This window comes from Geminisphaera colitermitum TAV2 (assembly GCF_000171235.2).
Classification (GTDB): domain Bacteria; phylum Verrucomicrobiota; class Verrucomicrobiia; order Opitutales; family Opitutaceae; genus Geminisphaera; species Geminisphaera colitermitum.
Map to the genome: position 1 here is coordinate 94,423 of NZ_ABEA03000099.1, position 26,387 is coordinate 120,809.

Annotated in this window: 22 protein-coding genes, 1 tRNA gene and 1 pseudogene; 11 read left to right on the top strand and 13 right to left on the bottom strand. The window is 61.7% G+C overall.

Annotated features, from left to right (window positions below; translation table 11 throughout):
• Positions 1-71: 71 nt before the first annotated feature.
• From OBACDRAFT_RS11760 to OBACDRAFT_RS28215, 8 genes are all read right to left on the bottom strand, one after another.
• Positions 72-737 carry a hypothetical protein gene (locus OBACDRAFT_RS11760; RefSeq protein ID WP_043585838.1) on the bottom strand — a complete coding sequence of 222 codons (666 nt, stop codon included), beginning with the start codon at positions 735-737 and terminating at the stop codon, positions 72-74.
• A gap of 58 nt (positions 738-795) precedes the next feature.
• Positions 796-2,520 (bottom strand): putative porin, encoded by a 1,725-nt coding sequence (locus OBACDRAFT_RS11765; protein ID WP_052361795.1) that lies wholly within the window; start codon positions 2,518-2,520, stop codon positions 796-798.
• A 42-nt stretch (positions 2,521-2,562) separates the two neighbouring features.
• A complete protein-coding gene (locus OBACDRAFT_RS27300; RefSeq protein WP_232767040.1) occupies positions 2,563-3,198 on the bottom strand; it encodes a TonB C-terminal domain-containing protein in 636 nt (211 codons plus the stop codon).
• A 108-nt stretch (positions 3,199-3,306) separates the two neighbouring features.
• Entirely contained in the window at positions 3,307-3,708 is a 402-nt protein-coding gene (locus OBACDRAFT_RS11775; protein WP_043585842.1) for an ExbD/TolR family protein, read from the bottom strand.
• A gap of 4 nt (positions 3,709-3,712) precedes the next feature.
• Entirely contained in the window at positions 3,713-5,575 is a 1,863-nt protein-coding gene (locus tag OBACDRAFT_RS11780; RefSeq protein WP_052361819.1) for a DUF2341 domain-containing protein, read from the bottom strand.
• A 31-nt stretch (positions 5,576-5,606) separates the two neighbouring features.
• A complete protein-coding gene (locus tag OBACDRAFT_RS11785; RefSeq protein WP_198529891.1) occupies positions 5,607-7,181 on the bottom strand; it encodes a ShlB/FhaC/HecB family hemolysin secretion/activation protein in 1,575 nt (524 codons plus the stop codon).
• A gap of 292 nt (positions 7,182-7,473) precedes the next feature.
• Positions 7,474-8,280 carry a PEP-CTERM sorting domain-containing protein gene (locus tag OBACDRAFT_RS11790; RefSeq protein ID WP_043585843.1) on the bottom strand — a complete coding sequence of 269 codons (807 nt, stop codon included), beginning with the start codon at positions 8,278-8,280 and terminating at the stop codon, positions 7,474-7,476.
• Positions 8,281-8,304: 24 nt separating this feature from the next.
• Positions 8,305-8,661 carry a hypothetical protein gene (locus tag OBACDRAFT_RS28215; RefSeq protein WP_157837042.1) on the bottom strand — a complete coding sequence of 119 codons (357 nt, stop codon included), beginning with the start codon at positions 8,659-8,661 and terminating at the stop codon, positions 8,305-8,307.
• A gap of 515 nt (positions 8,662-9,176) precedes the next feature.
• Between OBACDRAFT_RS28215 and OBACDRAFT_RS11795 the strand changes: the two genes are divergently transcribed.
• The 5 genes from OBACDRAFT_RS11795 (at position 9,177) to OBACDRAFT_RS11815 (ending at position 13,182) form a co-directional block, all read left to right on the top strand.
• The gene (locus OBACDRAFT_RS11795; protein WP_043585845.1) at positions 9,177-9,788 is read left to right on the top strand and encodes a type IV toxin-antitoxin system AbiEi family antitoxin domain-containing protein; all 612 of its coding nucleotides are present in this window, start codon (positions 9,177-9,179) and stop codon (positions 9,786-9,788) included.
• Entirely contained in the window at positions 9,785-10,657 is an 873-nt protein-coding gene (locus OBACDRAFT_RS11800) for a nucleotidyl transferase AbiEii/AbiGii toxin family protein (protein ID WP_043585847.1), read from the top strand. Before OBACDRAFT_RS11795 ends, OBACDRAFT_RS11800 begins: the two co-directional genes overlap by 4 nt.
• A gap of 324 nt (positions 10,658-10,981) precedes the next feature.
• Positions 10,982-11,398 carry a hypothetical protein gene (locus tag OBACDRAFT_RS25310; RefSeq protein WP_157837043.1) on the top strand — a complete coding sequence of 139 codons (417 nt, stop codon included), beginning with the start codon at positions 10,982-10,984 and terminating at the stop codon, positions 11,396-11,398.
• Complete coding sequence (locus OBACDRAFT_RS11810) at positions 11,395-11,985, top strand: RNA polymerase sigma factor (protein WP_043585849.1); 591 nt, start codon at positions 11,395-11,397, stop codon at positions 11,983-11,985. Before OBACDRAFT_RS25310 ends, OBACDRAFT_RS11810 begins: the two co-directional genes overlap by 4 nt.
• Before the next feature lie 69 nt (positions 11,986-12,054).
• Positions 12,055-13,182, top strand: coding sequence for a FecR family protein (locus tag OBACDRAFT_RS11815; protein ID WP_043585851.1), 1,128 nt, complete (start codon positions 12,055-12,057; stop codon positions 13,180-13,182).
• Positions 13,183-13,453: 271 nt separating this feature from the next.
• On the opposite strand, the gene OBACDRAFT_RS11820 is transcribed toward OBACDRAFT_RS11815, so the two are convergent.
• A complete protein-coding gene (locus OBACDRAFT_RS11820) occupies positions 13,454-13,951 on the bottom strand; it encodes a hypothetical protein (RefSeq protein ID WP_043585853.1) in 498 nt (165 codons plus the stop codon).
• 991 nt (positions 13,952-14,942) lie between these two features.
• On the opposite strand from OBACDRAFT_RS11820, the pseudogene OBACDRAFT_RS31255 reads away from it, so the two are divergent.
• Together OBACDRAFT_RS31255 and OBACDRAFT_RS11825 are read left to right on the top strand one after the other, a co-directional pair.
• A pseudogene (locus tag OBACDRAFT_RS31255) lies at positions 14,943-15,161 on the top strand (AlbA family DNA-binding domain-containing protein); the annotation flags it as partial.
• A gap of 45 nt (positions 15,162-15,206) precedes the next feature.
• Complete coding sequence (locus tag OBACDRAFT_RS11825; protein WP_198529892.1) at positions 15,207-16,058, top strand: ATP-binding protein; 852 nt, start codon at positions 15,207-15,209, stop codon at positions 16,056-16,058.
• A gap of 103 nt (positions 16,059-16,161) precedes the next feature.
• On the opposite strand, the gene OBACDRAFT_RS11830 is transcribed toward OBACDRAFT_RS11825, so the two are convergent.
• From OBACDRAFT_RS11830 to OBACDRAFT_RS11840, 3 genes are all read right to left on the bottom strand, one after another.
• Positions 16,162-17,544 carry a transposase gene (locus tag OBACDRAFT_RS11830; protein ID WP_043585855.1) on the bottom strand — a complete coding sequence of 461 codons (1,383 nt, stop codon included), beginning with the start codon at positions 17,542-17,544 and terminating at the stop codon, positions 16,162-16,164.
• Between the two features lie 199 nt (positions 17,545-17,743).
• The gene (locus OBACDRAFT_RS11835) at positions 17,744-19,903 is read right to left on the bottom strand and encodes a recombinase family protein (protein ID WP_043585857.1); all 2,160 of its coding nucleotides are present in this window, start codon (positions 19,901-19,903) and stop codon (positions 17,744-17,746) included.
• A gap of 285 nt (positions 19,904-20,188) precedes the next feature.
• Positions 20,189-20,265, bottom strand: a tRNA-Pro gene (locus OBACDRAFT_RS11840).
• A gap of 300 nt (positions 20,266-20,565) precedes the next feature.
• Here OBACDRAFT_RS11840 and OBACDRAFT_RS11845 point away from each other — a divergent pair.
• From OBACDRAFT_RS11845 to OBACDRAFT_RS11860, 4 genes are all read left to right on the top strand, one after another.
• Positions 20,566-22,125, top strand: a complete 1,560-nt coding sequence (locus OBACDRAFT_RS11845; RefSeq protein WP_043585858.1) for a GspE/PulE family protein — start codon at positions 20,566-20,568, stop codon at positions 22,123-22,125.
• Between the two features lie 49 nt (positions 22,126-22,174).
• Entirely contained in the window at positions 22,175-22,681 is a 507-nt protein-coding gene (locus OBACDRAFT_RS11850; RefSeq protein WP_043585860.1) for a hypothetical protein, read from the top strand.
• 184 nt (positions 22,682-22,865) lie between these two features.
• Positions 22,866-23,732 (top strand): ABC transporter permease, encoded by an 867-nt coding sequence (locus tag OBACDRAFT_RS11855; protein WP_081721996.1) that lies wholly within the window; start codon positions 22,866-22,868, stop codon positions 23,730-23,732.
• A gap of 91 nt (positions 23,733-23,823) precedes the next feature.
• A complete protein-coding gene (locus OBACDRAFT_RS11860) occupies positions 23,824-24,870 on the top strand; it encodes a polyamine ABC transporter substrate-binding protein (protein WP_043585862.1) in 1,047 nt (348 codons plus the stop codon).
• Between the two features lie 109 nt (positions 24,871-24,979).
• Here OBACDRAFT_RS11860 and OBACDRAFT_RS11865 read toward each other — a convergent pair whose 3' ends face one another.
• Entirely contained in the window at positions 24,980-26,380 is a 1,401-nt protein-coding gene (locus OBACDRAFT_RS11865) for an alpha-amylase family protein (RefSeq protein WP_052361800.1), read from the bottom strand.
• Between the last annotated feature and the right edge of the window lie 7 nt (positions 26,381-26,387).

Genomic DNA, 26,387 nt, shown 5'->3' on the forward strand with positions numbered 1-26,387 from the left:
GAGTGGGCGGATGAGTTTGTCGTAGTCCGGAGCTTCAGCCCGGACCGGATGACTTGAGGTAATCGCAGCGTTTACGGTGCGGGCTGAAGCTCCGCACTACGGCTGGCGGCGGACCCGGGCTTGACGCGGCCGTCGAGGAGCTGGTCGCCGTAGCCCTGGACGAGGAGTTGCAGCTCGACGCGCTTCTTCCCGACGAAGGGCTCGCGGGCCTTGATCGCGTCGCCCAGACCGAAGGATTCGAGGCGGTTGAGGATTTCCGATCCGGCCTTGAAGAGGGCGACATTCTTGGCCTCGCGGTCGGCCAGAAGCCGTTCCGTATCCGTCAGCCGGAGGGCCAGGCGGGCGCGCTCGGCCTCGGTCGTCCGGGCCAGCTCGGTGGCCTCGCGGTTGGCGCTTTCCCACTTGGCGACGGTTTCGGTGAGCGTCTTTTTTTCGGCCTCCAGCGCGGCGAGGCGTTTTTCGAGGGCGGCGATATTCTTGCGCGAGGCGTCCTGCTCCTCGGCCGCCTTCTGCGCGAGGGACTTCACCTGGGTCTGCAGACCGGCCTTGTCCTTGAGCAGGCCGTCATGGGCGGTTTGCAGGCTGATGCGCTCGTTCTCCGAGGTGCGCAACTGGAGCGTGGTGGCGCGGAGCGCCTCGCGGAGGCGCGCCTCGGAGGGAGTGGTCTCCTGCTGCGCGAAGGCGGCGGAGCCGGCGACCGCGAGGACGAGGATGCTTTTCAGTAGTGATAGTTTCATGACATTTTAAAAATCCGGGAACCGGCGGTGGCTAATTTCAGCTTTTCAGCGTTTCCATTTAGAATCTGGCGTTGAGGTCGAACTGGAAGACATCGACCGAGTAGGGAGACCCGCTGACGTTGTCGGCGCTCATCCAGCGCAGGCGGGTCCACACATGCTTGGAGAGGGCGAGACTGCCGCCGATGAAGTAGCCTTCGAGGTTAGTGCCCCCGAGGCCGAAGTCGGAATCGGTGAAGCCGTCCACGACAGCGTCGGTTTCCAGATATTTGTAGCCGACGTTGACCTGCCAGTCCCAGCGTTTCTCTAGGACGGGGTCGCCGAGGTTGAGGCGCAGGAGCCAGCCGATGTCGCCGCCGTCCACGTCGTTGGAGGGAAGCGGTTTCAGGTTGTTCTGCGCGCCGTAGCGGTTGATGCGGCCTTCGTCGTAGGCGAGGTTTTTGACGAACTCGGCGTCGAGCGAGACGTGGAAGGGGTGGAAATGCTTGATGTCGAGCTTGGCCGTGAGGGCCAGTTCGCGGAAGAGAGTGGCCAGGCCGTAATACTGATAGTCCCTGGTGTCGAAGGCCGGATCGGTGGGCAGATACTGGTTGTTGCGCAGCTTCATGTAGGTGTTGCCCTTTTGCGCGAAGGCGGGCCGGGACGAATCGGTGTCGCCGGGAAGCGTGGAATCGGTGATCGGGCTGGAGAACCGACCCTCGATGTCCACGAAGTCGTAGTAGGCCGCGCCGAGCTTGAGGCTGAGTTTTTTGCCGAGGTCGATGTCGGCGCCGAACTGCGCGCCGAGGAGCCACTTGTCGTCGCTCTTGAACTTGTTCGGCTGGTTGCTGGAGAGGTTGAAACTGGTGTTATAGACGGGAAACGCACCGGCCGTAAGGAAGGGTCGGATACGCCCCGCGGTATGCCGGTAGGTTGCCGCCAGACCGTCGAAGCCGAGGTCGTCGTCCCAGATCAGGTCGGTCGAGAAGAAGGGATTGTCGAAGCGGCCGGCGGTGAAGGTGAGTTCGCGGCCTTCGAGTCCAGGCGTTTCGTAGCGGAGAAAGGTGCGGTCGAGCCAGATGGCGTATTTGGCGCCGAGACCGTCGGAGCCGAGGCTCTGGTTGGTGGAGACCGGGGAGTTGTCCGAGCCGGTGGCAATGCGCGTGCCGACGTAGAAATTTTCCCCGAGGTCGATCTCGGCACCGAGGCGGGCACGCAAGCGAAGGCGGTTGCGGTCGGCGTCGGTGTTATACAGCGGCGGATACCCGTTGCCGAGGTTGGCGTCGAAGGGGGAGCCGTGGTTGATGGCGTTGAAATCGACCTGGGCGGTCGGGTCGTTGTCGCCGGGAAAGCCGACGGTCTCGAAGCGGAGGCGCACGTCGCCGAAGGGCCGGAAGCGGGTGGTCCACTCCGGGAGCGAGCGGGGCGCGGCCCAGTTTTCTTCGCGGGCCTGGGCCATCACGTCCTGCTTGATCTCCTCGCGCAGTTGGGCCTTCACGCTCTCGGGCACGTAGCGCACGTTCATGCGGCCGGGGACTTTTTCGGCCTCCGCCGTGGTGGCGGCGGGAGCCGGAGCGGCCTGCGCGGCCCGCTCGGCGGCGGCGGCCTGGAGAAGAAGCTCGCCCTGCTCGGGCGTAAGCGTCTTTTGCTCGACCAGCATTTGCACGAGCTGGCTCATCGCGCTGGGCGCGGGCTCCACCGACGCGGAAAAGCTGACAACTGAAAAGCTAAAAGCTAAAACAAGAGTCAGCAGTTTGGAAACAGGTCGGAAGCGGGTGGTGGCCAGCCGGATGGAATCGGTGTTCATCGGATTGTCGGTAGGTGGATTTTCAAAAAGGAGGGAAAAGGCTTAGTTCGGGCGCAGCCCGAGGATGCGGATCAAGATGGGTTGCGGCATGTCGACGGGGGGCGGCTCGCGCATGACAAGGCCGGCGAGGACGTCGCGCCGGAGCACGCGGTCCAGTTCGGCGTCGCCGGTAGTGCCGACGAGTTGGACATGGGTGATGCGGCCGGCGGTGTCGGTCCAGAGGCGGACGTTGATATCGAGGCCGACGGTGCGGGTCTTGTCGTTGTCCTGGAGGGCGCGTTCGATGCGGCTTTGCACGTGGCTGGCATACCAGCCCCAGCGGCTGCCGCCGCCGCGACCGCCGCCCCCCCCCCCCCCGATGATGCCGCCGCCGCCCCGGCCGGAGAGGCCGAAGGCGTTGGGCGAGCCGTCGCCCTGGATATTGGTGCCCATCGCCTCGCCGACGGGTCCGGGAAGAGCATTGTCCGGCTCGGATGCGGGGGCATCCGGCGGGGGCTGATCCTGCGCGGTCACCGGCTCCTGCACGATCATCTCATCGGCGCGGGGCGCCTGTTCGGGACGAGGCTGCGGCTCGGGCGGACGGGGTGGCGGAGGCGGCAGCGGACGCGGCGCGGTGATCGCCACCACGCGCTCGACCGGAGGCACCTTGCGCATGGGCCGCGGCTCGCGGTCCGCCATAAAAAATGCGCCCACGCCGGCCAGCACCACCGCGGCCACGATCAGCTTGATCCGGTGCCGGATGATGAAGTGCTTCTCGTCCTCGTCTTCGATCGGGTCCATCGGCGTTTATTTGGATGACTGGGTGGCGAGGCCGACCTGGCTGAGTCCCACCAGGCCGACAACGTCGAGGACGTCCATGACGCCCTGGTATTGGGTCGCGCGGTCGCCGCGCACCACGACGGGGAAGTCCCCGTGCCGGGCCTTGTGCTCCTGGAGCCGCTGCTGGAGCTGGTCGAGGGTGACGGGCACCGTATCCAGAAATACCTTACCCTGGTTGTTCACGGTGATGGCCCGGCTCTTGGATTCGGCCAGCGCCGGCTTGGGACTGCTTTTGGGCAGCTCGACCCTCATCCCCTGGACGCCGGCCGTGGTCATGATGATAAAAATCAGCAGCAGCACGAGATAGAGGTCCACCATCGGCGTGATGTTGATGTCGTCGTAGTCCTTGTTGTCGGAACCGGCGTCCATGGGATTACTCCTTTTCTTCGGTGGTGGCGGCGGCGCGCAGCACGTCGCCCTTGGATGGATAAAACTCGGCCATCTTGGCGATGAACTCGTCGATGAACGTCCGCATGCTGGAGGTCAGGCTCTTGATGCGCGTGTTCAGGTAGCTGTAGATGAACAGCGCGGGGATCGCCACCAGCAGGCCGGCCACCGTGGCGAGCAGCGCCGAGGCGATGCCGGGAGCGATGGAGTTGACCTCGACTTCGCCGGTCTTGGCGATGACCGCAAAGGTGATCATCACGCCGACCACCGTGCCGAGCAGGCCGACATAGGGCCCGCCGGCGATGCTGATCGTCAGATAGACCAGACCGCGGTTGAGCCGGTCCGTCTCATGGGTGAGCCCCGAATCGAGGCTGGCCTTGATCGCCTGAATCGACCGGGCGGAAAGGCCGGCGAAGCCGCCTTTGCGGGTTAGCCGGTGGCGGATCTCCTCCGAGCCGATCTGGTAAACGTGATAGTGCGGACTCTGCCGGATGAGTTTCTGCGTGGCCGCGCTGGCCGTGCCGCCCAGCGACTGGACACTCTCGGCGTTGTTGTGGTCGAGCGCGGTCAAGTCGGAGGAGACTTCCTTCCACTGTTTGATGAACGATTCCGAGCCTTTCTGGATTTTGTTCAGGTAGGAAAACTTCGCGATCGCGACTGACCAGCCGACGATGATCATGATGATGCACACGAACACCGCGATCCAGCCGTCGAACATCATGTTGTTGGCGATGTCCCCGAAGAGGGAGACGTGCTCCATCGCCTCGCCGAGGCGGCTGCCGTGGCCGGAGCCGGAGACCTCGGCCTGACCGAGCGTGACGAGCGCGGCCTCGCCGCCCTGGCTGAGGGCCGCGAGCTTGAGGAAACCGGCCGACCGGGCGGTGCGGGCAATGGTGAGTTCGTCCACTTCGCCGATGAAGCCGATGGCTCCGGACTGGGTGTCGCCACCGAGGATCGCCGGGCCGTTGAGCGCGGGCAGCGAGGCGTTGAGCGTGGCGAGCGAAGCATCGTCGAGATAAAGCGTGACACGGGAACCCTCGGCGGTCACGGCGAGGTGGTGCCAGCGGTCGGGAACGAGCTTGTCGCCGGACGGACTGCGGGTCGTGCCAGTGGCATCGGTGATGGCGACATACGGCGCACCCTGGTCCACGCCGACGACGAAGGCGGCCTGCGATCCGTCGCGGCGGGAGAAGAGAACGGCGTTTTCCTGCGGGGCGGCGGCCTTGATCCAAGCCGACCAGGTGAGCGGCCCGCTAACGGGCCAGGCGAAGGACGGTGTGCCGGGAATGCGCACCGGGGTGGAGCCGTTCAGGAACAGACCGGTGCCGCTGAGGGAACCTTCAACGGCGAGGCCCCCGGTCTCCGCGTGGTTGCCCGCCGGGCTGTGGTCGCGGGCTGGCTGGCTGCCCTCGCCGAAGTGATAGACGAGGATCGTGTCGGCATCCCACGCGCCGGTCACGCTGGAGGGGGCGGCGATGGGGTTGCCGTGGTAGAGCCAGAGTTTTGTTTGCGCGCCGGGGGCGACCGCAGGCACGCGGACCCACACGAACGCCTCGCCGATCAGCGAGTCGTATTTCTCGACCTGATACGGAAGCTCCGTCTGGTCGTCGGCCGCGACGAAGCGCAGGTCGCCGCCGTCCTCACGGGCCGAGGCGAAGTCGAAATTGTTCACGTGCAGACGCACGAGAACCGGCGTGGAACCGACCGGCTCGGAGACCGCCGTGGAGGTGTCCACCGTCAGCGGCGTGCGCTGGGTCCATTCTTTGTTCCACCACGCATGGGCGGGAGTGGAGAGGCTGATCGCGGCCAGCAGGCCGAACAGCGCGGATTTGAGGAGAGCTCGTTTCATGATCATGGTTGTGGTCGAAGACGGGAAATTTTTAAAAGTCGGCCCAGACGCGGAAGGTGACGCGCGGGTCGTAGTGCTCGGTGTTGCCTTCGCTGCGCAGCGGCAGGCCGACATCAACGGAGCCGTGGAAGTGCTTGCGGTAGTGCAGCGTCAGGCCGGCTCCGACGCTGCCCAGGAGGAAACGCGAGTCTTGGTCGGGCAGCGCGTCGTTGAGGATCAGTCCCGCCCAGTCGGTGAACACGCGAGCGCGCACTTCGTCGAAAAATCCGCCGAGGGTGAGGGGCGGCGTGCGCAGTTCGAGCGTGGCGGCAAAGCCGCTGTCGCCCATCGCCTCGCTTTCGAGATAGCCGCGTACGGTGCCGAGTCCGCCCGCGCCGAACTGTTCGGAAGAAATCAGCGGGCGGGAGGAAAGCTGGCCCTGGAGTTTGCCGAAGAGCTGCCAGTCGTCGGGCAGGGTCTGCGTGCGGGCGATGTCGCCCCGAAAATAAAAATAGCTGCCGTCGGCTCCGTAGCGTTTGTTGGCAAATTCTTCCGAGTCACTGCCCATGCCGCGGATGTGGAAATTGAGCCCGGCGTTGAGCTGCGTGAGGCTCTTTTTTCCGAGGTGCGTGCCGGAATACGTGACCGACAGGGGGTAATAGGTGATCGGCGTCTGCGTGCCGTCAGTCGTGCCTCCGAGGGTGAGCAGTTCGTCGAAGTGCTTGTAGTCGATGCCGCCGGTGAGGCCGTGCGACCAGGTGGTCGTGCCAGGCAGGGAGACGATGGCCTGGATACCGAGGTTTTCGCCGCGACCGGCAACATCGAAGGTGCCAAGCGTGGAGATATCGCTGTCGTGCTTCATCCCCTGCACCATCAGCTTGACCGGAGAGTTCGGGACCGGGACGAGGTAGTAGGCCGAAAACACCTTCGCGTCGTCGAGCCGTTCCGGCGCGATCTGGAAACTCAGGCCAAGGGTGTGCTCGCGCTGCCAGAGATTGGCGTAGCTGACCGAGCCGTTCAGGCGAAGTTCGGTCGTATTGGCGCTGTGACGGTTGTTCAGTTCGAGATTGCCGTGGAGGGGCGAGGTGTCCTCGACGTTGAGGTCGATGTCGATCGTGCCCGGCTCCACACCCGCGCGCAGCGCAGGCGTGACCCGGCGGTCGGGATGCTGGTTGAGCGCCATAATGTCAGCGGTGACCGCATTGAAGTCGGGGGTCGTGCCTTCTACCAAGGACGGCGCGTCGGCCTTGATGCGCTCAATGTCGAAGTAGCGCGAGCCGTGCACGCGCAGGCGCCCCACCGTGCCCTCCACCACTTGCAGGCGCACCAGCCCGCCAGTGACTTCCTGCTGCGGTATCTGCACCGAGGCCGTCTGATAGCCGGCCTCATGGTAGGCTTTTTCCAAGGCGGCACGCGCATGCTCCACGTCCTCTGCGGTGCGCGCCTCGCCCAGATACGGATACACCGCCTTCTCCACCACCTCCTCCGGCAACAGGTAAATGCCGTCTATCTGATACTCAAAAATATCCACCCGTTGCGCATCAGCCGCCGCCCCGAACGCGGGGAGCGGAGCAAAAAACGCGAGACAGAAGACGAGAGGAGCGAGAGGAAAAGGAACTAGATTCACACAAAATAAAAAATGCTGGAAACTGGTTTGCACATTGATGTTGCCGCCTTCCCGATCGACTTCCCCGGCTTGTTAGAGCGTTTTGTTTAAAACTGTTACCCATGTCCCGGTACACCTGTTACCCATGTGTTGACTCCATACACTCCGAGGCCTCCCTACCTGTTAGGTGATGGCTACAGATTTTTTGAAAATGCTCTAAGGCCCAAAAGCGCGGCCCGCTTTTCAAGGCAGGCCGCGCTTTGTTGAGCCTCGCACAAGTGTTCGGGAGAACGGGAGGGCGGACTTCCCGGCCTCAGCCGCGTCTGGCGGAGACGCGGCGGCGGACCACGGCGAAGGCAAGGCCGAACGCCCCGGCAATCAGCACGTAGGTGGAAGGCTCCGGCACGGCCGCCACGGAACCGTTGAACGAGAAGCTGTTGATCATCACTCTCTCCGCAGAGGCGATTGCGTTACCATTGTAACCATAGAGGCGAAACTCGATGAGCTCGCCGCCCCCTTCGATGTTTTGGAACTCGGAGCCGAAGCTAACCGTTTGAACAGGATACGCGCCTGGGGTGAGGACGGAGGGGTCGCTGGCGTAGGTGCCCTGAACATTTGCGATGTTCGATGTGAAGCCGTCGAGGCTGGAGCGCAAGACGAACTGAAGCTCCGCATGCACACCTCCAGCCTGAGGCGTCAAGTAGCCCAACGAAATCTCGAAGCTGGTCAGCGAGAGCGTGTAGCCTGCCTCGGGGGCCAGCGACCAAGTGAAATAATTGTCCTCGGCGATGGCACGGTCAAGCGTGTTTCCTCCAGTAGTGCGCCAGCCAAAGGCACCGTAGACGCCCGGGCTCTTGTAATTCTCACTATCAGGGCCCTGAGAGGGGTTAAGGTAGTTGCTGATGCCCGCGCCGCGGCCCAGACCGGAAACGGTCAGACCGGTGACGACCTGCTGGTCGTCGGTGAGGGGATTGTGCATGCTGGGATTGGGTGAGCCGGGGGGGGGAGTCACGGCGGGCTCGCCGGGGATGTCGTTTTGCCAGACGAATTGAGCTTGGGCCGAGAGGCCGGCGGCGGCGAAAATGGCCACCGCGAGGAGGATCTTGTTCTTTGTCTTCATAACGGATGTGGTATATTTTCTTGTTTAAATGCCGGAGAAGCGAAGGAGTCCCGTCCCCCGGCAAAGTGGTTTCCTGAGGTGCCAGGCTCGCACCGGGCTGGATGCCGGTAGAAACAGCATCAAGGCGGTCTGACAGCCGGCGGCGAGGTAGAGTCTTCCAAGCACGGTTCGCCCCCGTCCGATGTCGTCGGATATGCGCACTTCACCGGGATATGGATACACTGCCCGTTCGGCGGTTTCCTCCGGTGGCAGGCAAATCCCGCCGGTGCGCCGTCTCTTCGTATCCACCCGCCAAGCTTCCGCGGCGACCCCGGCCGCGGAGAGCGAAGCGAGAGCCACGAAACCGAGGCGGACAGCGGAAAGTGAGAGAAAAAATGGCAAGCGCACTGGATCGGAGAAAAAATCGGAGAAATTGAGCCTTCATATATAAAGTCGGGGTTTTCTCCACGGATGCACCTGTCCCGAATGTTACAAATGTGTTACCATTTCTTCAGTGATGGGAGGGGCGCCGTTTTTCCATTCTGACGATGCGTGTATTAATTATTCGGATATGATCATCCGCGAACGGTGGTCCTCCTCGCGTTCGACGGACTCGGGCATGCCGGGAAAACATCGTGCCCGGATTCGGAACCTCCCGTTCTCTATCATTCCGAGGTGAAAGCGTTCCGAAAATCGGGTGCTATCATCCAAGCCCGGACGCCCGGTTCTCCGTATTGTGACCAGCTTTAAGGCGTGTTGCCCAGATCGGACACGAGCATGAGCGACATCGAAAAAATCACCAACGAACGCAACCCCAAGGCGTGGGCCGGGTTTGTGAACCGGAACATCCGAATATGGGTCTCCGAATTCAGCTTGAGTCCTTGTTACGTTTTCATACCATAAATAAAAAAGTGAAAATGAAACGTAACTCAGGCACGCGACTCAAGAAGGCAGGTGACCGCGCCCGCAGACTCGGGATTTTCCGTGCCCGCGATATGGTCGCCGCCGGTTATCCGCGAGAATACCTGCGCCGCCTCGTCGGACAAGAACAGGTGCGTCAGCTCGGACGCGGACTTTACGCCTCGGCGGATTTCGACGGAGACCAAAACCTGACATTGGTCGAGGCGGCCAAGCGGGTGCCGCGTGGAGTGGTTTGCCTTGTTTCGTCCCTGCAATTCCATCGGATCGGAACGCAGTCGCCGCATCAGGTGTGGCTGGCTCTCCCGCGAGGCAGCAATTTCCCGCGCGTTGACGATCTGCCGCTCCGCTTCTGCAAGTTTTCGGATACGGCCTATGCCTTCGGAGTCCAGGAACATGCTATCCCGGGAGGCATCGTGCGGATTTACTCGCCAGCCAAGACCGTGGCCGACTGCTTCAAATACCGGCACAAGTATGGTCTCGATGTAGCGGTCGAGGCGCTGCGTGAAGGATGGCACGGAAAGAAGTTCACCCTGTGGGAACTATCCGCCGCCGCCGCCGTTTGCCGCGTGGGCAGGGTTCTGCAACCTTATCTGGAGATGCTGACATGAGCGCGCCGAAAAACATTGCGGCGTCGGTGAAAGCCCGCCTGCAAAACGCGGCCAGCCGACGCGGTGAGGATTTCAACCTTCTGCTCATGCGCTATGGCATCGAACGCCTGCTCTTTCGCCTGAGCCAATCCGCCCACGCCGACCGCTTCCTACTCAAGGGGGCGATGCTGTTTGTTGTTTGGGACGAAAAAACCCATCGCCCCACGCGTGACCTTGATCTCCTCGGGTTTGGTCCCTCGGAAAAGGAGGATCTGCAAAAAATCTTTCAGGCGGTGGTGAGCACGCCGGTGGTGGACGACGGCCTCGTCTTCGATCCCGCGTCGGTGCGGGCCGAGGAAATCAGGGAAGACAACGCCTATGGCGGCGTTCGCATCCGGCTGATGGGCAAGCTTGGAACGGCGGAAGTCCCGGTCCAGATTGATGTCGGCGCCGGGGACGTGGTCACGCCCGCGCCGGAGACGGCGGCGTTTCCAACGCTGCTGGATTTCCCGGCGCCGAAAATCCGCACATATCCGGTTTACACCGTCGTGGCCGAAAAATTCGAGGCGATGACGACGCTTGGCCCGGCGAACACGCGCATGAAGGACTTCCACGACGTGTGGTTTCTGGCCCGGCGCTTCAACCTCGATGTCGCGATCCTCCGGCAGGCGATCAAGGCAACGTTCGCCCGCCGGAAAACCTCGCTGCCACAATTTCCCGAACCCCTCACCGAATCGCTTGCGAATGATCCGGCCAAACAAGCCCAATGGACGGCGTTTATTCGGCGCAACGGCCTCAGCGGCGTTCCGGGTCAATTCAGCGAAGTGGTGGCCGCATTGCGAACATTCATCGCGCCTGTGCTGCGTCCTTCCGGTCGCTTGCCGCAGTGAGAAAGTGCCAGTCCAGTTTAATGACGTGACCGCATAACGGACGAGCGACGTTTGTTAAGATTCGGTGACGAACCGGGGTGACCGCGAGTTTGGCGTTGGCAGCGGTCGCGCGCGACGGCTTGACTGCATAGGCCTTTATTTGGGCAGGCGGCACTGTCCGTCGGCTCCGGCGCAAGGGATCTTTTTTAGAAAAATTTTCGGCCGGGAATGGTGCATTCATGCCGGAAAACCGGACTTTATTTATGTATGGTATGCGCTGAAACATTCCTTCCTCCGAAACGGGAGGCCGGACGCCAGGGGCTCCCCCGGCGAAGCGGGCGCATATTGGGATGTCTGCTGTGCCTGATACTGTCCGGCGGCGCACTGCGGGCCGAAACCTTCGACTACTTCGCGGACCGCACGCTCACGGTGACGACGGTGGACATCTCGGCCATCTCCTCGCGGACCGCACGGCTCGCCGAGGTCCTGGCTCTCGTCCAGAAGCAGACGAATTTCGAGTTCGTCTACATGGCGAAACAGATTCCGCTCAATGACCGGATTTCGTTCGAATCGGACCGGACCATCACCCTGGCCCGGCTTTTTTATTCGGTTTCGAACATCACCGGCGTCGTGTTCACCCGACAAAACCTGAAGGTTATCGCGCGACAAAAACGACCGGACGACAGGATTACGCCCGGACTGGTATGGGAGGGAAAGCTAAACATGCCGGCTCTCGCCTGGGTCACGACACCGTCTGCATGAACTCCGCATCCGGTAACGACGACGAGTGGATGGCGCGAATTCGCGAGGGTGACGAACATGCGCTCATCCTGCTTATGCGGAAATACCACACGCACCTGTGGAAATATGTGCGCGCCGTGCTCGGACAGGCAGATCTGGCGGACGAGGCGGCCACCAATGTCTTCCTCAGCCTGTGGCGGCGAAGGGAGTCGATCCTCATCAAAACCAGCGTCCGCCACTACCTTTTCAGCGCGGCGGCCAAGCAGGCGGCGAACTTCCTGCCGGGCGTGATCCGCCGCAATGCGCTGCTCCCGCTCGAAGAAGTGGCTCCGGATGTCTTGCTGATCCCGAATGAGGCGCACGCGTCCCAGCTCTACGAGGAATTGCAGGCCGAGGTTGACCGCCTGATCACCGCGATGCCCAGACAGCGGCAGCTCATCTTCAAAATGAATCGACTTGAAAACATGCAATACAAGGAAATCGGCCGCATCCTGGGCATTTCCGTCTTCACCGTGCGCAATCACATGGCCAAGGCCATCGAGGCGATCGAGGCGGCGCTGCCCGGCATTCGCAGACGGCTGCGCGGCGAAGTGCTCCCCGAGGAATGAAACCGCTTGTCACGTTTCTGTGGCATGGACTAGTCGATTTTTCCCACCAGACCGGACTTAATATATAGAGTGAGTTACCTTCCCACCAACGAAGAAAAAAGGGCCTTTTTGAGCCTGACAACCCGCTACCTCCTCGACGAAGCCTCGGCGGCGGAACGCGAACGTCTGGTGGAACTGCTCAAGCAGCCGGTCTGGCGCGCCATGTTCGACGAAATGTCCGATGGCTGGAATTGCAGTTCGGCCAACTGGCTGGAAGGCTCCGACGTGGAGGGAGAAGTGGAGAAATTGAAAAGGGTGATCGCCGCCGAGTTCGATCCCGACGCGGCGATGGGGGCCGGGGAGGATGCTCCCGAGACGAGAAACGAACCTCCGGGCCGCTGGAGTCATTCGCGGCGCTGGTTCGCCCTGGCCTTCGCCGCATCGATGGCCGCCGTGGCCATCCTCATTGTGTATCCGCTGTTCCACCGTAGTGGCCATCCGTCCGATTCCCAACCGAACCGCACTTGGGTCAGACAGAGCAACGGCGACGGCGAACGGAAGGAAATCGCCTTGGAGGACGGTACCAGAATCACACTCAACGCCGCCAGCGACCTGAGCTATCCCTCGGCTTTCGATACGAATACGCGCGTCGTACGCCTGACCGGTGAGGCGTTCTTCGACGTGGCCCACGACACCGGCCGCCCCTTCATCGTCGAGACGAGCACCCTGCGCATCAAGGTGCTCGGCACGCAGTTCAACGTGAAAGCGTTCGAGGACGGCACCGTGGCCCAAGTGACTCTTGTCACCGGCAAAGTCGAGGTCGTCCCGCTCGGCCCCGGAACGGCGCACGCTCCCGTCACCCTCTCCCCCGGAATGCAGTATTCAATGGCGGCCGACACGGGCGAAAGCAAGCTGCTCGCCGGCGCGGCGCAGGCCGCCGTAGGCTGGATGAGCAACCACATTGTGTGGGAGGAGGAACGGCTGCCGGAGGCGATGAAAACCTTGGAGCGCCGTTATGGTGTCACGATCGAACTGCGCGACGAGGCGCTACGCGACGAAACGGTCACGGGACGCTTTCAGTCGGAAAGCCTGCCGGAAATCCTCGGCATGCTCCGGGCCACCGGCGGGATCGACTTCTCCATCAAGGAGGACGGAGGAAAAATCAAAACCGTCGTGCTGCGCAAGCCGGACAACCCGCCGGCCCGTGTGAATCCGTGATTAACCTATAATAGTTCCTTCGCTGTTTTCAGCGGCAAAGGAGGACGGACTCTCCTGTCCGCCGCCGGCTCATTGCCGGCGATCCGGACACGGCTGGACGCGCCGGTATCTTCGACACGCTCTCCGCTGCAAACATCCCAACGAGGGTTAGAGGTTCGAAGCAAAGGAACGATTATCGGTAATTCATGAATCTCCCGGCCGGAATATCAAAAATGGAGGCCAGGAGCTTCGACTGGACAAACGCCTTCCATCCCGCCCGAACGGTCCGGGACTAGCGTTTCTTCTTCGTCTTCGCCGCCCTCGCGGCTGCCCTAGCCTTGATCGACTGTTCGCGGACGGCGTCGTTCTTTTCCTTCGTGAATTTCGCCAAGGGCTTGAACAGGGTCTCCACTGGCGGGAGCGAGCGGATGAGTGCGCGCAGGATGTAGCTGCGGCTCATTTTGATCCGCTTCATGTCGAGTTCATCCACGACGTCATCGAGTTTGCGGCTGTCGTCGCCGGGGATGATCACGCTGAACCGGGCATCGACCATCTCGCTTTCGCGCGGCCCGCCTTTGCCTTCGTCGGCCTTGAACTGGATGATGGAGCGCGCCAGCAACTCCGACTCCGAGGTGATGTGGATGATGCCGCGCACCGTCTTGGCGGTGTCGATGCGCAGTCCGAGCCCGCGCAGTTTGCGCCGCAGTTCGCGGAGCGCATCGAGGTCTTCCGTGTAAAGGGAAAACGTGGTTCTGACCGGGGGAATTCCGTCCGTGAGGTTTGGTTTCATGTCTTCGGATAGTATTTACATACGATATTACGGCAAGACTAAAATAAAAACTTAACCGGCTATCAGCGAACCGGTGACTGTTCACCGGCAATCTACCCGCAAACGGGCGATCGCCAGGCGGTCAACGAACGGTTGCCAGTCAGTGATAGGATCACCGACATATCTCCGCCGCAGACTCACGGGTTGAGGGAAAGCAACGGCGAAATCGACGGACCGGGAAGCATTCCCGTTTTCCGGCACCATTACGCGGTCCTCGTAGCGGATGAAATGGCGGATGTGCTGGAGAGTTTTCCGGGATTCACAGGCTGATTTGAGGGCATGAGTGCAAGGTTCGTTCCACAGCGGCACGAACGCGCGGAGTCGGAATGCGGCGCAGTGCAATACCCTTGGACGGTGATTCGTGTGGAGCAGCACCACTCTTACATGGCTGCCTTGGAGAAGGCTTCCGTGCCAGCACGACATCGGAGAGTTTACGCGCTTTGTGGCTGCGGAAATGTCAGCCTCAGCAAAATTGAAAGAACCGAAGCGTTGGAGCGAATTGACATCAGTCAGAGAAGGAGCGGGTGCGTTACTTTCCTGAAGGCTGGGGAAGGGGGGCGTCCGGCTGGGCGGGAGCCGCTGGCCGGACGACGCGGCCCCGCTTCGCGCCGGATTCCGGCGCTGGCCGCTGCCGGGCGGGGCTGCCGCGCGTTGCGCGGCTGCGTTCTTCAAAACATATCAAGTCCTTGGTGCACTCACTGGCGACTGACGAAGTCGGAGAGTGCAACGTGGTAATGAGAGGCGTAAAAATCCTTTCTGCTTGTCCCATAGGTGAACTTGTAAGATATTTCAATGACTCTTCTGTTTATCCTGAATGATTACCGTTGAACTAGTTAAGCAATGGATTGCGTCCGGTGAATCGGAGCTCGCTTGAGTTCAAGCGCACTACGGGAGAACGACGAGAGGCGGTCCAAACGATCTGCGCTATGCTCAACCACCGGGGGGACGCGTCATTTTTGGTGTAGAACCCTCGGGGCAGGTTACGGGGCGGATCGTTTCCGATCAGACCATTCAGGATATTAGCGGAGAAATTCAACAGATCGAACCTCCAGTCTTTCCGGCTATTCATCGCATTGACTTGGGTAGAGGAAAGCAACTCATCGTTGTCGAGGTCGCCAGCGGACCGTCCCAGCCCTACTCCTATCGGGGGGTAGCCTATAAGCGTGTAGGAAACACCACCCTCACCCTTTCCCGCGAGGAATATAACCGGATACTCTTGGAGCGTCTTCACAGCCAGCAGCGTTGGGAGAATATGCCTGCCGAGGGATGGACCGTGGAGGACTTGGATGCCAGCGAGGTCATCCGGACTCTTGAGGAAGCAATTCGGAGAGGGCGGCAGGGGGACCCAGGCACTCGTGACCCCGCTGAAATTCTTCGTGGCCTTGGGTTGGTGCGCGGCGGGGTGATCCAGCGGGCTGCCGTCGTTCTTTTTGGCAAACAGCTCAAATTGGCGGCAGAGATGTCCCAATGCCTTCTGCGCGTGGCAAAATTCAAGGGGACCACTAAAAGCGAATTCCTCGATAACAAGCAATACCGCGGAAATATCTTCGAGCTACTGAGCGCCGCCGAACAATTCCTGATTGATAGGCTGCCGATTGCCGGACGTGTAGTTCCCGGTTCGATTGAGCGAGTTGATGAGCCGCTTTACCCGCCCGAGGCCCTCCGCGAGGCTTTGGCGAATGCTTTTTGCCATCGGGACTATTCTGTCGGCGGTGGCTCCGTTTCGGTGGGAATCTACGATAACCGACTGGAAATCACATCCTCGGGCGAACTCCATTTTGGCCTCACTCCAGAAGCCTTGTTTGAATTACACGAATCCCAGCCGTGGAATCCGCTTATCGCCGATGTCCTCTATCGGAGGGGGATCATTGAACAGTGGGGACGTGGTACCCAAAAGATGGCTGAACTGACCCAACGTGCGGGCTTGCCCAGACCGACAATTACTCAAACAGCAGGGTGCGTGATGGTCACTTTTTATCCGTCACAGTATATCCCCCCACAGAGGATTAATCACGATTTGTCGGCTAGCAGCCTGTCGGACTTGAGAAGGAGAAGGAGGAAGGGATGAGGAGAAGTGAGGGATGAGCAGGCAGATTGTTGGAGAAGGAAGGAAGGTGAGCGAAGGTGGCGGACTGGTGATGGATGAAGGAGGGGCACACCGCCGGGCGGATTTACACGGGACGCAGGTTTGCGCGGAGGCGGTGGAGGCGTTTGAGGTTGTAGGCCAGGCAGACCAAGTCCCATTCGAGGGAGACTTTTGCCTGGCCGCGCAGACTGAAGCGCCGCAAGCCCATCGCTTGTTTGATGATGCCGAAGATCGGTTCGATGGTTTGCTGCCTGAGTTTGTAGAGTGCACGCCCGGCGGCGGTGGCCGTGCGGTGGCGCATGCGTTCGGCAAAACCGGCCTGCGGCCCGGGTTCGGGCGGGTCGTCGCGTTTCTCCAGTTGCGCGACCGTGCGTCCATGGGGTTCGCGTTGCATCGCACAGTGCACGGTCAGCGCGGTGCGGCGGCCTTGTTCATCCACCTCGACCGCGGTCACGGCCGCTTCGCCGGCAAAGCCGCTGTCCACCAGCACCACACCGGGATCCACATGCCTGCGCACCTCGGCCAGGTCCGCCACCAGTTCCAATTTGTCGTTGGTGGCCTGGCTGACCCGCTTGCCCACGATCAGCCGCGAGGCGACGTCCGCCCCGGCCTGCGCGTTGAAGGCCTGCTGGAAGCCGCCCTGCGTCGGCATGATCCGGCTGTCCGCATCGGTCAGGTTGACCTGGTCCTCGGCGCGCGGCGCCGGATCGGGCTGCTTCGGTGGCCGTCCTTTCGGCGGTTTGCCCTTGGCCGCCTGCGCGGCTCGCCGGGCCTGTTTGGCCTCGTAGTCGGCTTGCCCGGCCTGGAAGCGCGCGTAGGCGCGCGCCTCCATCTCGGCCTTGGCCTGCAAGAGCTTCGCCTTGCGCTCCTGCCGGCGGGCCACCTCGCCCTCGATGGTCAACCCGTCTTGCAGGGGCGTCGCGTCGGCCTGTTCGGCTTTGGCCAGCAATTGCGCAATCTCCCCGTCGATCACCCTGAGGGTCTTCTCCACATGCCCGTGGCTGAGCGCGGTGTGCTTGCTCGCGTTGGCCAATACCTTCGTTCCGTCGATGGCCACCGTTATCCCTCCCACCTTCAGTATCCCGCACCCGGCCGCCAACTCCAGCACCTGCGCGAATGCTCGGTGCAACAGCGCGCCGTTTTTGCGCCGGAACACACACAGCGTGTCGTGATCGGGATGCGTGTCCGCGCACAGCAGCCTCACCGCCACGTTCTCGTAAGTCGCCCGCTCGATCTGCCGACTCGAAAACATCCCTGTCGCATAGCTGTAAACCAACAACCCCAGCAGCAGTCGCGGCGGATACTGCGCGCTGCCCGTGCCTCGCTCGTTCACACTCGCCTCGCTCACGTCGATCAGCTCCATCGCATCCATCACAAAATGCACAAGGTGATCCGCCGGCACCCACTCCCTCAGGTTCGGCGGCAACAGCATCTCCGTGTCCCGGTCTATATTGATGAACTTTGCCATATCAAATCGCCTAGCAATTATTAGACCAAGTTGCGACCTAAGTCCGACAGGCTGCTAGGACGCTGCAAATGGTTAATAGCGTGGGCTACGCTAAGAGCGCAAGATGGAACTTATTGAAGTAGAACATCTTGATTTGAACGTGATTTAAACGTTCCAATCGCGTTCAAATTGACTAGCTCGCTCGCATGCCGACCTTCGCCTAAGCTGCCTGTTCATCCGCGGCGGCGCAGGCAGATAACAACGAAGGCTGGCCGGCACGCCTTTGCAGACGTGTAAACTCCGTCATCTGTTTTTCCACTGGCAGTTCGGCCAAGGCCTTCATCCGGTTCAGGCTGAAGATGTACAGGTCCGACCGAGTTTTCAGATTGAGCAGGAACGTCTGGATCGGCGCAGCCAGTCGCAGCAGTTTCAGGTAATACGTCAGCGTGGCGGACGTGACTCCCGCCTGCCGGGCCAGTTGCGCGCGGTTCACATCGGGCTCACTTGTCAGTTGCCGCGACCACGCCAGCGCACGATGCATCGGATGAAGGTGGGCAGGCACCGGCTTGGCCGTCGGAGCGGCCGATTTCCGGGCGATGCGCAGGAGCCGCAGATCAGGGGTCAGAAGAACCACCGGCGTGGCAGCGTTCATGTTGTTGACCACAATCGACGTCTCCAGCGTCAGAAACTTGTTCGACTGGCCGCGACACGGCGCTTCGACCATCATACCATCTCCCATGCCTTCAACGAGGTTAGGAACGTGGAGTTTGACCCGCAGCGAAAAGGCCCGGCCGGGCAACTTGTGGCCGGTGCCTTCCGTGCGCAGCGACGATCGGGCCGCCGGACGGATTTCAATCCGATCCGTAATCAGGGTGACGAAGTCGCGTTGCTGTTCCTGCTCCAGGGTCGGAAATACGTGGTTGAACCGCTCCAAAGCATGGCGAATGGCCTCGGTGTCCGGGGCTTTCTCTTCGCAGGCGGCAAGATCCTGCCGCAGGCGCTCCCGTTCGACGAGTTTTTGTTGTTTTTCCTCGCGCAGGGCAACTGCCCGGTCGCGCAGTTCCTCGGTGAGCACGTCAAGGCCGCCCGCCGTGACGACTTCGGCAAAATTGCGCAGGTGCCGGTCGAGTTCGGCCAGCGCCCGGTCGGTTTCGGCCAGGGCCGCGCGCACGGATGCCTGCTGCGTCCCGCTGTGTTTCCGGGAAAACTCCATCGCGGAGGCGAGGATGGTAGGATGCCGGCAGCATTCGCCGAGGAAACCGATGTAGGCGGCTTCCAAGCCGGCGGCGGAGACACGCCGCACTGGGCAGACCGAGTCGGTGCGCTCTTTATGCAGGTGGCAGCAGGTGTAATAGCGGTAGGGCTTGCCATCCGGGCCACGCTTGCCGCTGGCGTCGGGAATCATCGCGCGCTGGCAGCAGCCGCAATGGACCACCCCCTTGAGCAGATGAAAATGCTTGTCCGAGGATCGCAGTTGCCGACGGCGGGCAACAACCGGCTTGTTGGCCGCTGCGTTGGCTTCCTCCCATAGTTCGGCGGACACCAGCGCCTCGTGCCGGCCCGGAAAACGCTCCCCGCGCATCCGCACCTGCCCGGCGTAGATCGAATTGCCAATCATGCGCCGCAGGACAAAGCTGTTGAAGCGCACGCCTCCGACCTCCCGCCGGTTGCCGTCGCGTTGCTTGTAGAGCCGGCGGCGCGTGCGAATGCCTTCGGCGGAAAGCGCATTGGCAATGTCCGTCAGCGAGACAAGCCGGGCCGCCTCGGTGAAAATCCGGCGGACAATCGGCGCCTCCTCCGGGTGGGGGAAAAGCATCTGCGAATCGGTGTCGTAGTCGTAGCCGAAGGGAACGAGGCCGCAGGACCAGAAGCCGCGCTTGGCCTGTTCCATGAGTTTGGCGCGGACCTTGGCGCTGGTGTTGAGCCGCTCATACTCGCCCACGCTGACCAGCAGGTTGTTCTTCAAACGTCCCGAGGGCGTTTCCTCCGAAAGGTCTTCCGTCGCGCTGACCAGCTGACAATTGTGCTTTTCCAGAAAAGAGCGCAACGGCACCCATTCGTCCGTGCTGCGCAGCAGGCGCTCAAGTTTGAAAATGAGGACGACCTTGATCTCCTCCAGCATGATCCGGCGCATCAGCGCCTGAATGCCTGGGCGGTTCAGCGTGCCGCCCGAGTAGGCCGGATCGGTGAAACAGGCCGCCTCGAACCAGCCCTCTCCGACGTGCTTCTGGAGATAGTCGCGGCAGATCGCCACCTGACTTTCGCAGGAATCGAAGCGGCCGCCAATTTGATTGAAGGTAGAAACGCGCGCGTAGATCGCCACGGGAACAGGGGCTGCGCCGAGCGCAGACGCAAGGATACGGTCATGGATCGCTGACATGGAAAACCTCCGGTTGGATGGTGGGAGGGCGATCCTATTGGCCTCGGCCCCGGTGCTTTGTTTGACGAAAAACAGCGTGGAGATTCTTCCCAAAAAATCAATCCGACATTTTAAATGGCAGGGCCTCCCAAGCCCCAAATTCAGGCTTCCGGGAGTAGTTTTCCTACTGCCTTCCGAACTCTCGCCAAAAACATCTAAATTTTTATAATTCCGTTACTGGCTATTTTTTAGCGAGTTGCGTAATTTCTGAAATGTTTTTCCGCAGAGTTACCTCTCAGGAAGAAATGGTCGGGCTGGTGAGATTCGAACTCACGACCTCTTGCACCCCATGCAAGCGCGCTACCAGGCTACGCTACAGCCCGAACTATCAAAAGGGTGGTCAGAAAGGCCGATGCCTCGCCGGGAAGCAAGCGGTTTTTTACTTTCTTCAAAAACCGTGCAAAAATTACCCCGCTTCCGCACTCAAATACTCCTTTCCATCTCTCCTCCCCCCCCCTCCACGCGCACTGCGGCACATCCCTGATGGGTCTTGTTTTTCCCGCTGGCGAACGACTGCTCGATGGAACTTATGGGCCGTTTGACATCATTCCGGCGAGCAGCCAGTAACGAATCGGCCCAACCACAAACGTCTCCCGCGTCAACTCACCCTCAACCTTCACACCATGAACTGGCAGGAACTGGTCACCCAACGCTCCACTTCGCTGGCGGGATATTATGCGATCCTCTGTGCATGGATGGGCGGCGCAGTCCTCAGCGCACGCATCAGCCGCCTGCGGGCGGATCTCGTGCCGTGGGTCAATCTGCTTAGCCTCGTGGCTGGTCCCGTTGGCTGGTTGGTGCATCTCGGATCACACATCGCGGTGTGGCTATCCGGCATGAGTCGCAAGGGGGCGGCGGGAGGCTATGGCAACACCGCCTACGGCATCCTGTCCGCGGCGCTCGAACGCGGCGCGAGCGACATCCACATCGAACCCCAGGAAGGCGGCTATGTGGTGCGCTTCCGCCTCTTCGGATTACTGCGCGAGCATAAACGCCTCACGCAGGCGGGCGGCGAAGGCATCGCGGCGGTTTACAAAGTCCTCGCCGAACTCAACACCTCCGACCGCGCCCACATGCAGGATGGCCGCTTTCGCTGGACGCATCCCGACTCAGGCCACGTGCTCGACGTGCGCATCTCGACCTCGCCCGCGCTCACCGGCGAAAAGATTGCCCTCCGCCTCCTCAACCGCCCGGCCTCCCTGTTGCGTCTCGACAAGATCGGCATCTCCGCCGCCGCCTGCGAAGCCATCCGCCGCCACCTGCGCCAGCCCGAAGGACTCGTGCTCGTGGCCGGTCCCACCGGATCGGGCAAAACGTCCACCTCCTACGCGCTGTTGCAGGAAGTCTCCGGCCCCTCGGTCAACACCGTGACCATCGAAGACCCCGTCGAATACGCCCTGCCGCACGCCACGCAGATCGGCATCAACCCGAAGATGGGCGTCACCTTTGAATCGGGCCTGCGCACCGTGCTGCGGCAGGACCCCAACATCATTTTTGTCGGCGAAATGCGCGATCCCGAGTCGTTCAAAATTGGCGTTCGTGCCGCCATGAGCGGCCACCTCGTGGTGAGCACCATGCACGCGCGCGACACGATCAGCGCGCTCACCGCCCTGCGCAATCTCGACATCGACCGTCAGGTGATGGCCGCCGCGCTCCGCCTCATCGTCTCGCAACGTCTGGTGCGCGAACTCTGCCCGCACTGCCGCACCTTTGCGCCTCCTGATGCCGATGCGACGGAGTTTTTCCGCACCAATCCGCTCGCCGTGCTCCCGCCTGACGCCGGAGCCTCCCGCCCCTCCGTCCCGTCCGGGCCGCCCGGCTCGCTCGTCCTGCGCATGCCCCGCAAGGACAACGCCGCCGGAGACGGCGCGGCGAATGGCGGCGCTGACGGAGCGGGTGTCCACACCGCGTATCCGTTGCCGGATGCCCTCGCCATGCCCTCGGCGCAGGGCTGCCCGCAATGCCACCAAGGGTTTGTAGGGCGCACGGGGATTTTTGAAGTCCTGCGCGTGGACAGCCGGGTGCGACAATGGATTACATCAGGCGAGCCCGAACAAAAATTGCGCGCCGATCTGGCCGCGGCGGGCTTCGTTTTCATGCGCGACGACGCCTGCCGGAAAATCACCGAGGGCCGCGTCTGGATCGACGACGCCATCCGCGCTCTCGGCATGCACGAAGGATGAAACGCCGGAAAATAGTAATGAAATTACAACTACACCGGAGACAAACCACATGAAATTCATGAACGACTGGGTGGCGCTGGCACTGGCCTTCGGGCTGGTTTGCGGCGGCTGCGTGATCGGACGGCGGATTGGCTCGTTTGCCGCCATCTGGCTGGCCGGGGCGGCCTGGCTGGCGCTGCGCATGGCGGATGCGATTTGGGAACCCGCTACGCGCGAACTGGGCAGGATGGCGGCAAACCTGGAGGCGGCCGAGGCGCTGCCCGCGGCCTATGGTTTGCTGTTTGCCGGCACGCTGCTGCCCACCGTGCTGTTGCTTCTGGTGTTGAGACCGACGGGGAACGTCGAATTGCCTGCGCGCATTGAGCCCGGCGCAGCGATTTTTGCTGGCATGGTGGCCGGCGTGCTGGTGCTGGCTGCCGTATTGCAATCGCATATCCAGGTGCCTGATGTGCACGAAGCGATGCCACGCACGATGGTCTGGACGAAATCCGCGCTGGACGCGATGGGGCAGACACATACCGCGCCACCACCAGCGACGGAGGGCGGGTCTCCCTGACCCGCCAGACGCGGTGCAGCCGCGCCCATCCGGAAAAATGGAAGGGCGGTGCTACGCACCGTCGTCGGGTCAGGAGACCCGCCCTCCGGTAATTCCAGCCGCCCCCGCGTTTCGTCCGCGTCATGCTTTCGTCTTGGCGTGACGCCAGTGGGAGATTCTAGTTGGCGGCTTGGCTCCCTCTTCGATGTCAGCTGATTCGAGCGCCACCAGCGCACCTTCCGGCGATCCCGCATCCGCCGTCACCACCAAACGCCCGCGCATCCCGTCGGGACTCAAGCTTATGGAGTGGGGCTTCGGAGCCTGGACTGCCCTCGTCTTCGTATTCCTCTACGCGCCGATCATCGTGCTGATGGTTTACTCCTTCAACACCTCGCGGCTCAACATTCTCTGGCAGGGTTTTACCACCAAGTGGTATGGCGAACTCGTGCGCAACCGCCCCATCATGGAGGCGCTGACCAACAGCATCATCGTCGCAATCATCACGACCATCGCAGCCGTCATTCTCGGCACCACCGGCGCCTGGCTCCTGTACCGTTACCGCTATCGCTTTGCACGCTCCATCCAGACGCTCATCTGCGTGCCCATGATCATGCCCGAGATCGTCATGGGCATCAGCCTGCTCATCTTTTTCACCGTGCTCAGCCTGCCGCTCGGCTTCCTCACGGTGAGCATCGCGCATGTCACGTTTTGTTTTCCCTTCGTGCTCGTGGCCGTGCAGGCCCGCCTGCAAGGACTCGATCCCTCGCTGGAGGAGGCCGCGCTTGACCTCGGCGCCACGCCGCTGCGTGCGTTCTGGCTCGTCATCGTGCCATGCCTGCGCCCGGCGATCCTCTCCGGCGGCTTGATGGCGTTCACGCTTTCGATGGACGAACTGATTGTGAGCTTCTTCACCGTCGGCCCCGACTCGCGCACGCTCCCGTTGCTCGTGTTCGGCATGGCCAAAGTCGGACTCAACCCGATGCTCAACGCCCTTTCCGCCATCTTTGTCATCACCACGGCCGCCTTTGTATTGTTTTCCGAATACCTGCGCCGCATCGCCCAGCGGCGCTGAACCAGCCCGCCGGTTTTCGCTCCTCAACCGGCCCGACTTCTGCTCTGCTCCTCCACCTTCCGCTTCACACCAGCAAGCATCCAGCAAACCTATGAAAACAACAAAATCCCTCCTCCTCGCCGTGACGGGCATCGCCGTCGCGCTCTTTGCGTTTACCGGTTGCAAACCCAAAAACGCCGCCGGCGAACTCAACCTCTTCGCCTGGTCCGAATACGTCCCTGAAGACGTCATCAAAGGCTTCACCAAAGAGACGGGCATCAAGGTCAACTACGAGACCTACGCCAGCGGCGAGGAGATGCTCGCCAAGGTTCTCGCCGGAGGCGTCGCCTACGACCTCGTCCAGCCGCCCGACTACATCGCCGAAGCCATGATCCAGAACCAACTCCTGGTTCCGCTCGACAAGGCAAAGCTCGACAACCTCAAGAACATCCTCCCCGAGTTTCGCAACATGCCGCATGACCCTGAGGACGGATTCACCGTGCCCTACATGACCGGCACCGTCGGCATCGTCGTCAACACGGAGAAAGTCACCACGCCGATCAAGGGCTTCAAAGACCTCTTCGCCCCCGCCAACAAGGGCCGCATCGTGGTTGTGGACGACTCCCGCGAACTCGTCGTGGCCGCCCTCTACACCCTTGGCCACTCCATTAACGACATTACCCCGGCCAGCATCGAAGCTGCCCGCCCCGTGCTCAAGAACTGGATGCCTCTGATCAAGCTCTACGACTCCGACAGTCCCAAGACCGCGCTCCTCAACGGCGACGTCGATCTCGGCTATGTGTGGGGCGGCGAGGCGGCGATCCTCTGGAACGAGGACAAAAAATTCACCTACGTGCTGCCCGAGGAGGGAGCGCACATCTTTGTCGATGTGCTCTGCATCCCGACCACTTCGAAGAACACCGAGGCCGCGCACGCCTTCATCAACTACATCCTGCGTCCCGAGATTTCGAAGCTCATCTCCGACGCCTTCCCCTACACCAATCCCAACGGCGAGGCCCGCAAGCTCCTCACGCCCGAACAACTCGCCAATCCTGCCAGCTACCCGAAGGACACGCGCAAGTTCGATACCTTCCGCCACATTGGCGAGACGGGCTCCCTGATCGACCAGCTCGTCACCGACCTCAAGGCCGGCAGCTAACCCGCAAATCGGCGAGAATACCTTCTCGCCGTTTCGACGGCTTTCCATTGCAAAGGGCGAGATGCGCTGCGTCTCGCCCTATCGCTTTTGGGACTAAACGGCTAAGGTTTCAGAGTTCGCGCAATGGGAGCACATTTTTCTCGGCCAGCGCGAGGGGGCTGTCGGCACAAGGCAGCTTGGACCAGGAATCAGCGCTGTCGCGGCCCGCGCCAGCCGGAGGCGTGAAAACGATGCCGCTCACGAAGTCCACCAACACCGGATCACGCAAAACAGCGGGAGCCTTGATCTGAATCGGGTCGATTTTCAGATTGCCCGGGACGGGTTCTGGCGGGGCGTCGGCACGCCACCAAGAGACAAGCGTCGGTGACGTGTCGTTTTTCCGTGTCCAGGCAAAGGCGGTGGAGCGGGTGGGATATTGACGTTCCAATGGCTCCAGCCGTCGAAGTGGCCAAGTGTTGTCCAACAGAGAATACACGTGTTGGGCGGCGAAGTAGGAGGGTTTGCGGTAGGCCACGGTCTTGTCGGGACGCAGGCAGAGCAGACCTTTGGGGTTCCAGCCTTCGTGAAGCGCACCGGCGCGCTTTTCATAATACATGTCGGAGAGCTGGTAGAGGCTCATCGGGTAGCCGTGCGCGTGATGGACGAGAAGGCTGCGCAGGTTCCATGCGGCTTGTTTGCGTTCGTTCCAAAAGTGTCCGCTGAGGGCCATGATCGGGACGCAGGCGGAGGGCGCGCCGCATTCGCCTTGGCGGATTTTGATGTGCGGGGCCATGTGTGCGACGGCGCGGGCAAATTCGTCCGCGAGGTCAATCAGATCGTCAGGATTATGTGGATACGAATGGATGCTGATTTCGTTGAGCAAGTCCGCCGCCCCGGCGTCCACGATGATGCGGAGTCCGTCGAGCGCGTAGGTTTTTTTCTCCAGGATGTAGGTGGCAAAGCCCACGATGTGCGCGTTGGCTTGCGCGTCGCGGATGACTTTTGCCGTGCGGATAAAGAAGGTGGCGTAATCAGCCGGCGTGGTGCGCGGACAGTTCTCGGGTTCGTTCCAGACTTCCCATGTGTTCACGCGGTCGCTGTAACGCATTACCAGTGCGCGAACCCAGCGGTCCCAGGCGGCGAGGGCTTCCGGCGATGTGGGGATGCCTTCGCTGAGTCCGATGCCGCCGCCGCCGGGATAGGCGGGATTGCCGTAGGAGGTTTGCAGCCAGGGTTGGACGCTGGCGGCGAGGCAGGCGTCCACGATGTCATCAAGCCAGCCCCAGTGATAGTCGCCGGTTGGTGCCGGTTCGCATTTGGCCCAGCCGCATTGGAGGCGGACGTGTTTGGCTCCGAGTTCGCCGAGGTGCGGGCCGGATTGCGAAAAGTCGGCGTAATCGCGGTCCAGCACTTCGCATCCGATGCTCCAGGGGGAGTCGGAAATTTCGCGGGCGGAGCGTGTCCGAAGGCGCGCAAGCGGCGTGCAGTTGTTCTTTATGAGGAGAGGAACGAGGTCGTTGTTGGGCTGCATGAAACTC

Excerpts from the sequence above, each read along its gene's own strand:
- OBACDRAFT_RS11760 (WP_043585838.1), bottom strand. The coding sequence starts at position 737 with ATGAAACTATCACTACTGAAAAGCATCCTCGTCCTCGCGGTCGCCGGC.
- OBACDRAFT_RS11765 (WP_052361795.1), bottom strand. The coding sequence starts at position 2,520 with ATGAACACCGATTCCATCCGGCTGGCCACCACCCGCTTCCGACCTGTT.
- OBACDRAFT_RS27300 (WP_232767040.1), bottom strand. The coding sequence starts at position 3,198 with ATGGCGGACCGCGAGCCGCGGCCCATGCGCAAGGTGCCTCCGGTCGAG.
- OBACDRAFT_RS11775 (WP_043585842.1), bottom strand. The coding sequence starts at position 3,708 with ATGGACGCCGGTTCCGACAACAAGGACTACGACGACATCAACATCACG.
- OBACDRAFT_RS11780 (WP_052361819.1), bottom strand. The coding sequence starts at position 5,575 with ATGAAACGAGCTCTCCTCAAATCCGCGCTGTTCGGCCTGCTGGCCGCG.
- OBACDRAFT_RS11790 (WP_043585843.1), bottom strand. The coding sequence starts at position 8,280 with ATGAAGACAAAGAACAAGATCCTCCTCGCGGTGGCCATTTTCGCCGCC.
- OBACDRAFT_RS11795 (WP_043585845.1), top strand. The coding sequence starts at position 9,177 with ATGAAACGTAACTCAGGCACGCGACTCAAGAAGGCAGGTGACCGCGCC.
- OBACDRAFT_RS11800 (WP_043585847.1), top strand. The coding sequence starts at position 9,785 with ATGAGCGCGCCGAAAAACATTGCGGCGTCGGTGAAAGCCCGCCTGCAA.
- OBACDRAFT_RS11810 (WP_043585849.1), top strand. The coding sequence starts at position 11,395 with ATGAACTCCGCATCCGGTAACGACGACGAGTGGATGGCGCGAATTCGC.
- OBACDRAFT_RS11820 (WP_043585853.1), bottom strand. The coding sequence starts at position 13,951 with ATGAAACCAAACCTCACGGACGGAATTCCCCCGGTCAGAACCACGTTT.
- OBACDRAFT_RS11830 (WP_043585855.1), bottom strand. The coding sequence starts at position 17,544 with ATGGCAAAGTTCATCAATATAGACCGGGACACGGAGATGCTGTTGCCG.
- OBACDRAFT_RS11835 (WP_043585857.1), bottom strand. The coding sequence starts at position 19,903 with ATGTCAGCGATCCATGACCGTATCCTTGCGTCTGCGCTCGGCGCAGCC.
- OBACDRAFT_RS11845 (WP_043585858.1), top strand. The coding sequence starts at position 20,566 with ATGAACTGGCAGGAACTGGTCACCCAACGCTCCACTTCGCTGGCGGGA.
- OBACDRAFT_RS11850 (WP_043585860.1), top strand. The coding sequence starts at position 22,175 with ATGAAATTCATGAACGACTGGGTGGCGCTGGCACTGGCCTTCGGGCTG.
- OBACDRAFT_RS11855 (WP_081721996.1), top strand. The coding sequence starts at position 22,866 with ATGTCAGCTGATTCGAGCGCCACCAGCGCACCTTCCGGCGATCCCGCA.
- OBACDRAFT_RS11860 (WP_043585862.1), top strand. The coding sequence starts at position 23,824 with ATGAAAACAACAAAATCCCTCCTCCTCGCCGTGACGGGCATCGCCGTC.
- OBACDRAFT_RS11865 (WP_052361800.1), bottom strand. The coding sequence starts at position 26,380 with ATGCAGCCCAACAACGACCTCGTTCCTCTCCTCATAAAGAACAACTGC.